This is a genomic window from Mycetocola reblochoni REB411, assembly GCF_900163835.1.
Taxonomy (GTDB): Bacteria; Actinomycetota; Actinomycetes; order Actinomycetales; family Microbacteriaceae; genus Mycetocola_B; species Mycetocola_B reblochoni.
Genome location: NZ_FUKR01000056.1, coordinates 1 through 10,974, shown reverse-complemented (window position 1 = coordinate 10,974; position 10,974 = coordinate 1). Strand labels below are relative to the sequence as shown.

9 protein-coding genes and 2 tRNA genes are annotated in these 10,974 nt (G+C 71.9%); 3 read left to right on the top strand and 8 right to left on the bottom strand.

Features of this window, described 5'->3' with window-relative positions:
* The 3 genes from FM119_RS09810 to FM119_RS09800 are packed head-to-tail and all read right to left on the bottom strand — an operon-like array spanning position 1 to position 1,997.
* The gene (locus FM119_RS09810; RefSeq protein WP_087137624.1) at positions 1-438 is read right to left on the bottom strand and encodes a MaoC family dehydratase; all 438 of its coding nucleotides are present in this window, start codon (positions 436-438) and stop codon (positions 1-3) included.
* Positions 435-881, bottom strand: a complete 447-nt coding sequence (locus FM119_RS09805) for an FAS1-like dehydratase domain-containing protein (protein WP_087137622.1) — start codon at positions 879-881, stop codon at positions 435-437. Before FM119_RS09805 ends, FM119_RS09810 begins: the two co-directional genes overlap by 4 nt.
* 9 nt (positions 882-890) lie before the next feature.
* The gene (locus tag FM119_RS09800; protein ID WP_087137620.1) at positions 891-1,997 is read right to left on the bottom strand and encodes an LLM class flavin-dependent oxidoreductase; all 1,107 of its coding nucleotides are present in this window, start codon (positions 1,995-1,997) and stop codon (positions 891-893) included.
* A gap of 36 nt (positions 1,998-2,033) precedes the next feature.
* On the opposite strand from FM119_RS09800, the gene FM119_RS09795 reads away from it, so the two are divergent.
* Both FM119_RS09795 and FM119_RS09790 read left to right on the top strand, forming a co-directional pair.
* On the top strand, positions 2,034-2,597 hold the full coding sequence (locus tag FM119_RS09795) for a GNAT family N-acetyltransferase (RefSeq protein WP_179205286.1): 564 nt from the start codon (positions 2,034-2,036) through the stop codon (positions 2,595-2,597).
* 219 nt (positions 2,598-2,816) lie between these two features.
* Positions 2,817-3,929 carry a fatty acid desaturase family protein gene (locus tag FM119_RS09790; RefSeq protein WP_087137754.1) on the top strand — a complete coding sequence of 371 codons (1,113 nt, stop codon included), beginning with the start codon at positions 2,817-2,819 and terminating at the stop codon, positions 3,927-3,929.
* A gap of 117 nt (positions 3,930-4,046) precedes the next feature.
* Here FM119_RS09790 and FM119_RS09785 read toward each other — a convergent pair.
* The 3 genes from FM119_RS09785 to FM119_RS09775 form a co-directional block, all read right to left on the bottom strand.
* Positions 4,047-4,120 (bottom strand) — tRNA-Met (locus tag FM119_RS09785).
* A gap of 29 nt (positions 4,121-4,149) precedes the next feature.
* A tRNA-Thr gene (locus FM119_RS09780) sits at positions 4,150-4,221 on the bottom strand.
* A 145-nt stretch (positions 4,222-4,366) separates the two neighbouring features.
* A complete protein-coding gene (locus FM119_RS09775; protein WP_087137616.1) occupies positions 4,367-5,416 on the bottom strand; it encodes a zinc-dependent alcohol dehydrogenase family protein in 1,050 nt (349 codons plus the stop codon).
* 72 nt (positions 5,417-5,488) lie between these two features.
* Here FM119_RS09775 and rfbB point away from each other — a divergent pair, with 72 nt between their 5' ends.
* Positions 5,489-6,487, top strand: a complete 999-nt coding sequence (gene rfbB / locus FM119_RS09770) for a dTDP-glucose 4,6-dehydratase (protein WP_087137614.1) — start codon at positions 5,489-5,491, stop codon at positions 6,485-6,487.
* 60 nt (positions 6,488-6,547) lie between these two features.
* On the opposite strand, the gene FM119_RS09765 is transcribed toward rfbB, so the two are convergent.
* Positions 6,548-7,462 (bottom strand): inositol monophosphatase family protein, encoded by a 915-nt coding sequence (locus FM119_RS09765; RefSeq protein WP_087137612.1) that lies wholly within the window; start codon positions 7,460-7,462, stop codon positions 6,548-6,550.
* A 144-nt stretch (positions 7,463-7,606) separates the two neighbouring features.
* Positions 7,607-10,954 (bottom strand): DUF7507 domain-containing protein, encoded by a 3,348-nt coding sequence (locus tag FM119_RS09760; RefSeq protein ID WP_087137611.1) that lies wholly within the window; start codon positions 10,952-10,954, stop codon positions 7,607-7,609.
* Positions 10,955-10,974 lie beyond the last annotated feature (20 nt).

The following is a 10,974-nucleotide window of genomic DNA, read 5'->3' as shown; positions in this document are numbered from 1 at the left end:
TCAGTCCAGCCCGACGACGAGCTGCGCGCGGCCGAGCACCGTCTGCCCGCCGAACCGCACCGTGAGGTCGATCCGCGCGGTCGAGGCCTCCGCGTCGATGCGGGCGACGGTCGCCGTCACCTCGACCTCGGCGCCCGCGACAGGGTCGACGACGACGGGACGGGTGAAGCGGACCTGGTAGTCCCTGATGCGGCCGGGGTCGCCGAGCCAGTCGACGACCGGCTGGACGACGGCGCCCATCGTCAGCATGCCGTGGGCGATGACCCCGGGGAGGCCGACCGACGCGGCCACGTCGTCGCGGTAGTGGATCGGGTTGAAGTCGCCGGAGGCGCCCGCGTAGCGGACGAGGCTGTCCCTGCTGAACGCGAGGGTGCGCTCGGCGACGACCTGGCCCTGCTCGAGCTCGGCGAGGACGGGTGCGGGAGTGTTCGCGGTCATTCGTCCCCCCTGACGACGAGAGTGGAGATGGCGGTGACGACGTGCCCGCCGTCGGCGTCGACGACGTCGGTGCTCGCGGTGACCATCGAGTGCCCGCCGAGGCTCTTGACGTCCGCGACGGTGACCGTCGCGGTCAGCTCGTCGCCGGCGACGATGGGCCTGGTGCTGCTGAAACGCTGATCGCCGTGCACGACGCGGGAGAAGTCGATGCCCGCATCCGGCTCGGCGAGGAGCTGCGCGAGGGTGAGCTCCTGCACGACGACCGCGAAGGTCGTCGGCGCCACCACGTCGGCGTACCCGGCCGCGCGTGCCGCCGCGACGTCGTGGTGCGTCGGGTGCTGGGCTCCCACCGCACGGGCGAACTCGCGGACCTTCTCGCGGCCAACCAGGTAGGGTTCCGTCGGCGGGAAGACCCGCCCCTTGATCTCAGGATTCACTGCCACCGGACCAGCCTAGCGGCGAAGCCCCGGCAGCACCTCGACCGCCACCGCGCGCATCATCCGCCGCACCGTCGTGTCCCCGTGCCCGAACGGCAGCGCCAGGATGAGCTCATCGGCCTCGGCGAGCGCAGGGTCAGCCAGCAGCCCGGCGACGATGGCATCCGGGTCACCGGCGTGCACCCGCCCGAACTGCATCGACGGCGGCGCGTCGGAGTGCTCGGCGCGCTGGCGCTCGGCGTCGCGGTCGAGCAGAGGAGCGAGCGCCTCGGCGTCGGAGGCGTCGAGGATCGGCAGGATCATCCGGCTCACGCTGACGTGCCCGGGGACGTCGGTGACCTCTGCGCGCGCCGCCCGGTAGGCCCGAATCTGCGCGAGCTGCCCCGCCTCGAAGCCGCCGTCGTCCCTCCCGGTGCTCAGCGTCGACAGCTGCAGGTGGACGCCCAGTTCCCCCGCCCGGGCGGCCGACGCCAGCCGGCCGGCCCCGTAGGAGACGCGCCCGGCGAGGCCGGGGGCGTCGGGGGTCACGCGCAGCGGCGTCCCCGCCGCGGCGAAGCCGGTGTGCTCGTCCGCCGTGGTGACAGGGGTCCCCTCCACCGCGGCGAGAAAACGCCGCAGCCGATGTTCGGCCTCCGCGGCGAACGGCCGGTCGATGGCACCGTAGACGGGCGCGAAGACGGCCTCGTTCTGGGCGTAGCCGCTGCTGAAGCCCAGATGAAGCCGCCCACCGCTGAGCAGGTCGACGGTCGCCGCGTCCTCGGCCAGCCGGATGGGGTCCTCGTAGCGCAGCGGGATCACCGCGGTTCCCAGCCCGATGCGTTCGCTGCGCTGCGCAGCCGCAGCGAGGAAGGTCAGCGGGGAGGACAGGTAGTCCTCCAGGTGCCTGGCGCGGACGAAGGCCCTGTCGTAGCCGAGGTCCTCGGCCAGCTGGACGAGTGCCAGCCCGTCCTCGAGCGCGCGGGAGCGGGCGCCGGCGGCCCGGCCGTGTTCGACGAAGGCGAGGATGCCCGTGCTCAACGGCCCAGGCGGGCGTTCCGGACCGCCCGTCTCGGTCCCGTCGGAGGACGCGCGGACGACGGCGTCAGCTGCGGAGGCAATGGGAGGCACGGCGGCGGGGGTCACCCGTGAAGCCTATGCCCGCGGGCGATAATGGGGTCGATGACCACCGCAGAAGACGAGCAGGGCGCCCAGCCGTCGGCGTCGCAGGGACGGACAGTCCGCAGGGCGTCGGCCGAGGAGCTCCCGTCCGTCGCCCGGCTGCTGCTCCGTTCGTACGAGGCGGACTACGCGCCGCTCAGCGTTGAGTACCGCCGGCGGCTCGCCCGACCGCAGGACAGGGTCGCCGACGACGACATCTGGTTGGCGTTCGACGGGACGGAGCCCGTCGCGACGATCTCCACCTCGCGTGCCGTGGTGGACGGCTGGGCGCACTGCTCCCTGCTCGCCGTCGCCCCCTCCGCACGCCGTCGCGGCCTCGGCGCCGCGATGATCGGCTTCGCCCTCGAGCGGGCGCGCACGCTCGACGCCGACGGCCTGCGCCTCCACTCCGCCGAGTACATGACGGCCGCCCACCGGCTCTACCGGTCCCTCGGCTTCGAACGGATGCCCGAGCAGGACTTCACCGTCGCCGAGTCCCGGCACGCCACGCTGCAGGTGTGGGGGTTCGGCCGGGAGCTCGGGCCCCGTCCCCCGACGGGGCACCCCCGACTGTCGGGCAGGTGAGCTCGCGGCTGCGCCGTGGCACGAACCTCAGGCGGGGACGGAGCCGTTGACCGCGCGGCGTGTCCCGCTGGACGACGCCGACATCGATCCTGAGCATCAGCCCGCGATAGCCACGCCTGCATACCGGTGCGGTTACGGTTGGCACAGCGATGGGCGGCCGCCTGTCCGCTCCGGATCGACGACCACCGCAGTCGTCACCGATCTAAGCAGGTGCCGATCATGGCCTCCCCCACCGCCGTCCGCGAGTCCACTCTCGGGCCCATCCGCCAAAGCTACGCCACCACCGACACCTTCCCCCCGATGGCGAAGACCTACACCCAGCTGTCGCAGGTCGTCAGGGAGGGCGGGCTGCTCCGCCGCGCCTTCTGGTTCTACGCCTCGACGGCAGCCGTCATCCTCGTGGCGCTCGCGGGCTGCGTCGCCGCGTTCCTCCTGCTCGGCGACAGCTGGCTCCAGCTCATCGTCGCCGGGGGCCTGGGGCTGGTCTTCACCCAGATCGCCTTCCTCTCCCACGAGGCCGCCCATCGCCAGATCCTCTCCACCGGGCCGGCCAACGACCGACTTGCCCGCGTCCTCGCGGGGTCGATCGGCATGAGCTACGCCTGGTGGGACTCCAAGCACAGCCGTCACCACGCCAACCCCAACCGTGTCGGCAAGGACCCGGACATCGCCGTCGACACGATCTCCTTCCTCGACGAGGACGCGGCCAGATCACGCGGCATCGTCCGGCTGATCACCCGCAAACAGGGCTGGCTGTTCTTCCCCCTCCTCACCCTCGAGGGGATCAACCTGCACGTGCAGAGCCTGAAATACCTGCTGACCCCTGGCAAGGTGAAGGGCCGCTGGACCGAGCTCGGCATCATCGCCGCGCGCTTCGTCATCGTCCTCGCGCCCCTGTTCCTGCTCCTCCCGCTCGGCATGGCGTTCGCGTTCCTCGGGGTGCAGCTGGCGGTCTTCGGCGTGTACATGGGTGCGTCCTTCGCGCCCAACCACAAGGGCATGCCCGTCATCGCCAAGGACGCCAGGCTCGACTTCTTCACCAAGCAGGTGCGCACCTCACGGAACATCCGCGGCGGGTGGTGGGCGACGGCGCTCATGGGCGGGCTGAACTACCAGGTCGAACACCACCTGTTCCCGAGCATGGCGCGCCCGCACCTGGCGAAGGCGCGGGTGATCGTGCGCGAGTACTGCCAGACCCACGACGTGCCGTACACCGAGACGTCCCTGCTCGAGTCCTACGGCATCGTCATCGCGTACCTCAACCGCGTCGGCCTGGCCGCACGCGACCCCTTCGACTGCCCGACCGCGTCGCAGCTCCGCCGCCTGAGCTGAGGCCTTTCCCCGCGGGCCGGTCCGGGACACGACGAACCGTCGCGTCCGAGCGGACGATGACGCGCCCCCGTAAACAGGATCAGCCCCGGCCGAGGCCGGGGCTGATCTGGACATCTGTAGCAGGAGCGGGGCTTGAACCCGCGACCTCACGATTATGAGTCGTGCGCTCTCACCAACTGAGCTACCCTGCCGCGTACTCACCCAACGTGGATGTGCAACGAGCCCCGAGCCAGGATTGAACTGGCGACCCCTTCCTTACCATGGAAGTGCTCTACCACTGAGCTATCGGGGCGCGTGCCAGCGATCGTGGCACCAGATGAGAATAGCATCCCGCACGCGTCCATGAGAACTCCGTTCTGTAACCCGCGCGTGTCACAACCGGGCCGCCCGCCTCGACGCCGGCATCGCCCGATCCCGGCACCGCCGGTCCCCAGCCGTCACGGCCGCACGAGGACCTTGATCTCCTCACGCTCGTCCATCAACCGGTACGCCTCAGCGATGTCGTCCAGCGGCAGCTCACGCGTGAAAACCTTGCCGGGAGTGAGCGAGCCGTCCAGCACCTCGGGCAGCAGCTCGGCGACGTAGCCCCGCACCGGCGCGACTCCTCCCCTCACCCCGACGTTCGTGGCGAACATCGTCCGCACCGGCAGCTCCGGTCCGCCGTTGGGCACGCCGACGAAGCCGACCTGTCCACCGGGCCTCGCCGAGCGCAGCGCCTGATCCATCGACTCCTTCGTGCCGACGCACTCGAGGACGCAGTCGGGGCCGATGCCGTCGAACATGTCGGCGAGCCGGTCGATGCCCTCCTGACCGCGCTCCGCGACGACGTCCGTCGCCCCGAACTCGCGGGCGAGCCGCTGCCTGTCCTCGTGCCGCGACATCGCGACGACGCGCGAGGCACCGAGCCGGACGGCGGCGAGCACACCGCTCAGGCCGACCGCGCCATCACCGACCACGGCCACCGTTGCACCGGGGCGCACCCCCGCGGAGACCGCGGCGTGGTGACCGGTGCCGAAGACATCGCTGAGGGTCAGGAGGGAGGGGATCAGCGCGGCGTCGACCGGCCCGGGGACGACCGTCAGCGTGCCCGCGGCGTGCGGGACCCGGACGTACTCGCCCTGGCCGCCGTCGGCGAAGTGGCCGTCCCGGTCGTCCGCACCCCACCAGCCGCCCTCCACGCAGGAGGTGCTGACGCCGTTGCGGCAGTTCACGCAGCTGCCGTCGCAGTGGTAGAAGGGCGCGATGACCGTGTCGCCGACGGCGATTCCGGTGACGTCTCGCCCCTTCTCCTCGACCACGCCCACGAACTCGTGGCCGATCCGCTTGGGCTTCTCGGTCGGCGTGATGCCGCGGTAGGGCCAGAGGTCGGAGCCGCAGACACAGGCGGCGACCACGCGGACGATGGCGTCCGAGGGGACGGCGATCACGGGGTCGGGGACCTCGTCGAGGCGGATGTCGCGGGCGGCGTGCAGGACGGTTGCTCTCATGCACGCCAGCGTACGCCCGGGCCGGGGGACGACGCTCACGGGTCGGCCACCCGGCCCGGTTACACTGAGCGCGTGTCTGAACTCCTCGTTACCGGCGGCGCCGGATTCATCGGATCCAACTTCGTCCACTACGTCCTGGCCAACACCGACCACACGGTGACCGTGCTCGACAAGCTGAGCTACGCGGGCAACCTCGCCTCTCTCGACGGGTTGCCCTCGGACCGATTCCGCTTCGTCAAGGGCGACATCGCCGACGCCGAGCTCGTCGACCCCCTCGTCGAGCGCTCGGACGCGGTCGTCCACTACGCCGCGGAGAGCCACAACGACAACTCCCTGCACGACCCACGGCCGTTCCTCGACACCAACATCATCGGCAGCTACACGCTGCTCGAGGCGGTTCGCCGTCACGGCACCCGCTTCCACCACATCTCCACCGACGAGGTCTACGGCGACCTGGAGCTGGACGACCCGGCGCGCTTCACCGAGTCGACGCCGTACAACCCGTCGAGCCCCTACTCGTCGACGAAGGCCGCCAGCGACCTGCTCGTCCGGGCCTGGGTGCGCTCCTTCGGTGTCGAGGCGACGATCTCGAACTGCTCCAACAACTACGGTCCGTACCAACACGTCGAGAAGTTCATCCCCCGCCAGATCACGAACGTGCTCCGCGGCGAGCGTCCCAAGCTCTACGGCACGGGTGAGAACGTGCGCGACTGGATCCACGCCGACGACCACTCCTCCGCCGTGCTGACGATCCTCGAGAGGGGCGCGATCGGCGAGACGTACCTGATCGGCGCCGACGGCGAGAAGAACAACAGGGACACCGTCGAGCTGATCCTCGAGCTGCTCGGCCAGCCGCGCGACGCGTACGACCACGTCAACGACCGCCCCGGTCACGACATGCGCTACGCGATCGACTCGAGCAAGCTGCGCGACGAGCTCGGCTGGGCGCCGCGCTACGCGGACTTCCGCTCGGGGATGGAGAGCACGATCGCCTGGTACCGCGACAACGAGGGCTGGTGGGCCCCGCAAAAGGACGCGACCGAGGCGCGGTACCGGGAGCAGGGCCAGTAGGTCACGTTTTCCGCGCGTCCGAGGGGCGCCGCAGGGCTCGCTCGACGGGCGCCGCACGCGTCAGAAGGACGTGTCGTCGGCCCCCGCCGCGACGAGCCGCTCGTGCAGCGCTGAGAACAGCCCCTCCTCGGCTGCGAGGAGGAAGTCGCTCGACGCCGGGGCGCCGTTGAGCCCCTCGACCCGCGCGCCGGCCTCGGCGGCGACGAGCGCACCGGCCGCGTGGTCCCAGGGCTGCAGGCCGCGCTCGAAGAAGCCGTCGATCCGGCCCTGCGCCAGGTAGCAGAGGTCGAGGGCGGCGGAGCCGAGACGGCGGATGTCCCTGACCTCGGCAAGCAGTTCCCTGACCAGTCCCGCCTGCCACACGCGGCGGCGCGGGTCGTAGCCGAATCCGGTGCCGATGAGCGCACGATCGACGGGGACCCCGCTGTTCACCCGGAGCGGCACCCCGTCGCGGGTGGCGCCCCCTCCGCGCACCGCGCGGAACACCTCCCCGGTGGCGGCGTTCACGACGACGGCGGCGAGTGCCTCCCAGCGCCGCGGGTCGGGCTCTCCCCTGACCACGGCGATGCTCACCGCGTAGTCGGGGATGCCGTAGAGGTAGTTGACCGTGCCGTCGATCGGGTCGACGACCCAGGTGAGTCCGGAGGTGCCCGTGCCCGAACCGCCCGACTCCTCGCCGAAGAAGCCGTCGGAGGGCCGCTCGGCGAGGATCAGCTCGCGGATGAGGTCCTCCGACTCGCGGTCGACGGCGGTGACGATGTCGACCGGGTTCGACTTGGTCGCGGCGACGCTCACGCCGTCGCGGCGACGCCGGGCGACGAGCTCGGCCGCGCGAACGGCGATGCGCTCGGCGATCCCGGCCAGCCCCTCCGCGTCGACGGCACCGGGAACGGACCGGACGGCGGCTCCGGGACCGTCGACGGGCACGCGCCCTCCGGTCGTGGCGGGCGCGGTGGAGTGGGGCTCAGCGGTCATGGGTCAAGGCTATCCGCGCTCGCGGGCGCCCGGCGCCCGGATGACGCGCGGCGTCCACACCGTCGGGGGCTTCCGAGCACAGAGGCCGGCTGCAGCGCGAGGGGCGGGGCCGCACCGTGCGCGGCCCCGCCCCCTCGATCGTGCTCAGTCCTCCGAGCCGGCCGTCCCGACGACGGGAGCCGACCGGCGGCGCCGCGTGACCACGAGGACACCCGCGGCGAGCAGCAACGCGGCGAGCACCGCGAGCGCGACCGCCGACTCGGCGCCCGTGCTCGGCAGCGGCCCCGGAACGTCCACCGTCACGGTGTCGCCTCCGGTCACGGTCGGGCCGACCGGCGGTGTCGCCGTCACCGTCGCCGTGTTCGCGACCTGCCCGGCATCGACGTCCGCCTGCGTGACCCGGTAGTCCGCCGTCGCCGTGACCGTCTGGCCCGGAGCCAGCGTTCCGGCTTCGCCCGGCCAGACCAGGCGCAGGGCGCCGAGCCCCGGCAGCGGGTCGTCGACGACGACGCCGGTGAGCGTCGTGCCGCCGGTGTTGACCACCGTGATCGTGTACTCGATGGTCGAGTCCAGCGCCGCGGCGCCCCCTCCGACGACCGCAGCCGACTTGGCGACCTCGACACCGCTGACCGGCCGGAGCGGAACGGTCGTCCCGTCCTCCCCTCCGACGGGCGAGCCGCCGGGGGGCGTGCCGGTGACGGTCGCGGTGTTCTCGACGGAGCCGCGGTCGACGTCCGCCTGAGTCAGCGTGTAGTCGGCCGTGGCGAGCACGCTCTGGCCTGGCGCCAGGACGCCGGGCGCGCCCGGCCACTCCGCGACGGTGATCGCGCCGAGGCCCGGAAGCGGATCGGTGATGACGACACCGGAGACGGTCGTGGTCCCCACATTGCTCACCTCGAAGGTGAAGCGCACCACATCCCCCGCGACGGTCGGAGCGGACTCATCGATCGAGCCGCTCTTGACCAGCTGGAGCGCCGAGTCCTGGAGCAGCGGGGTCGTCGTGGACCCCTCGTCCTCGACGGTGTCGCCGCCGGGCGTCGTGCCCGTGCCCGTCGCGGTGTTCTCGACCGAGCCGCGGTCGACGTCGTCCTGGGTGATCGTGTACGACGCGGTCGCCGCGACGAGCTGACCGGGCGCGAGGACGCCGGTCTCGCCCGGCCAGGAGCCGAACTCGATCGCCGACAGGCCGGGAAGCGGGTCGCTGAGCCGGACGTCGTCCACCGTCACGGTCCCGGTGTTGCGCACAAGGAAGTCGTAGCGGATGGTCTCGCCGGCCACCCCGGTGGCGCCGGGTTCGAGGCTCGAGTCCTTGACGACCTCGATGGCGGGCGCGGGCTCGATCTCCACCAGCACCTCGTCGACATCGGTGACCGGGTCACCGCCGTCCGGCGGCGTCCCGCTCGCCGTGGCCGTGTTCGCCACCGAGCCCCGGTCGACGTCCGCCTGGGTGAGCGTGTAGTCCGCGCGGGCCGTGACCGTCTGCCCCGGTGCGAGGACGCCCGACTCGCCGGGCCACTCGGCGACGCTGATCGCGCCGAGGCCGGGCAGCGGGTCGCTGACCGCGACGCCGTGGAGCGTGACGTTGCCCGTGTTGCTCAGCTCGAAGGAGTACTCGACCGTGTCACCGGCGGACGCCGCAGCACCGCCGGGAAGCTCCCCCGACTTGTCCAGCGCGATGGCCGGTGCGGCCGGGATGGGCAGCTCGGTGCCGTCATCGTCGCCCGGGTCCCCGCCATCGGGCGTGTCACCGGTGACGGTCGCCGAGTTCGCGACGCTGCCGCGGTCGACGTCCGCCTGGGTGAGCGTGTACCCCGCGCTGGCGAGCAGCACCTCGCCCGGACGAAGAACGCCCTCGCCCGCAGCCCCCGACCAGTCGTAGGCGATCTCGCCGAGCCCGGGCAGCGGGTCGTCGATGACGACGTCACTCACAGTGGTGTTGCCCGTGTTGGTGACGCGGAACTCGAACCGCACCTCGTCGCCGGCCCGCAGCTCGCCGTCGGGTGCGCTCGCGGTCTTCACCAGCTCGAGCTGGGACTCGCGCGGCACGGGGACGTCCACCGTGTCCTCGTCGGAGACCGGGTCGGCTCCCCTCGGCGGCGTTCCCGTCGCCGTCGCGAGGTTCGTCACGACGCCCGCGTCGATGTCCGCCTGCGTGAGCGCGTAGCTCGCCGTGCCCGTGACCTGCCCGCCGCGGGCGAGAGTGCCGGCCGTCTGCTCGTCGGTCCAGGTCAGCGTGAGGTCGCGCAGACCCTCGAGCTCGTCCGCGAGCGTGACGTCGCCGAGAGTGACGTTGCCGATGTTGGTGAGGGTGAAGGAGTACTCCACCACCGTCCCGGCCTGAGCCGGGCCGTCGCCGGGGGTCAGCACGCCGCTCTTGTCCAGCTGGATCGCCGGCTCGGACGGGATGGTCATCGTCTCGTCGTCGCCGCCGGTGACCGGGTCGCCCGTCGGAGGGGTCCCGCTCGCCGTCGCGGTGTTGAGCACCTCGCCGCGGTCGACGTCCGCCGCGGTCAGCGTGTACGGCGCGGTCGCGGTCACGGATTGTCCCGGAGCGAGCACGCCCGCGTCACCCGGCCAGCCGTCGACGACGATCTCGCCGAGGCCGGGCAGGGGGTCGGCGATGACGACGCCGCTGAGCGTGACGTTCCCGGTGTTCCGGACCTCGAAGCCGTAGCTGACGGTGTCGCCGGGCACCCCGGTGAAGCCCGCGTCGAACAGGCCGGTCTTGACGATCTCGATCGACGGGTCGGCGGGCAGCGGCACGGTCGCGTCGTCGCCGTCGGTGACCGGGTCGCCCGCCGGAGGGGTCCCGCTCGCCGTCGCGCTGTTGAGGATCGTCCCGGCGTCGACGTCGGCCTGGGTGAGCGTGTAGGCCGCCGTGGCGGTGACACGGTCGCCCGGCGTGAGCGTGCCAGGGGTCTGCAGCTCCGTGGCATCCCAGTCGAAGGCCAGACCGGTGATGTCGAGCACGTCGCTGAGGGTGATGCCCGTGAGGGTCACGTTCCCCGTGTTCGCGACGGTGAAGCGGTAGTCCACCCGCTCGCCCGCTCGGGCGTCGGCGGACAGCTCGCCGTCCTTCTCCAGCGTCAGGCCCGGGTCGGCGGGCAGCGGGGTCGTCTCCTCACCCTCACCCGTCACCGGATCACCCGTCGGAGGCGTCCCCGAACCCGTCGCCGTGTTCTCCACGACACCCGCATCCACATCCGCCTGCGTCAACACATACTCCGCCGACGCCGTCACCGAATCACCCGGAACCAGCACCCCAGCACTCTGATCATCACGCCACTGGAACACCACCTCCGCACCATTCAGACGCGGATCATCCAGAGCAACATCACTCAAAGTCACATTCCCCGTGTTGGCCACGTGGAAGGTGTAGTTCAGCACCGCGCCCGCACGCACCTCGGCGTCGGGGTCGAGGGTGCCGATCTTCGTCACGCTCAGGCCCGGGTCGGCGGGCAGCGGGGTCGTCTCCTCACCCTCACCCGTCACCGGATCACCCGTCGGAGGCG

Bases quoted from the DNA above. Each gene is read 5' to 3' on its own strand.
- FM119_RS09810 (WP_087137624.1), bottom strand. From the start codon at position 438: ATGACCGCGAACACTCCCGCACCCGTCCTCGCCGAGCTCGAGCAGGGC.
- FM119_RS09795 (WP_179205286.1), top strand. From the start codon at position 2,034: ATGACCACCGCAGAAGACGAGCAGGGCGCCCAGCCGTCGGCGTCGCAG.
- FM119_RS09790 (WP_087137754.1), top strand. From the start codon at position 2,817: ATGGCCTCCCCCACCGCCGTCCGCGAGTCCACTCTCGGGCCCATCCGC.
- FM119_RS09775 (WP_087137616.1), bottom strand. From the start codon at position 5,416: ATGAGAGCAACCGTCCTGCACGCCGCCCGCGACATCCGCCTCGACGAG.
- FM119_RS09765 (WP_087137612.1), bottom strand. From the start codon at position 7,462: ATGACCGCTGAGCCCCACTCCACCGCGCCCGCCACGACCGGAGGGCGC.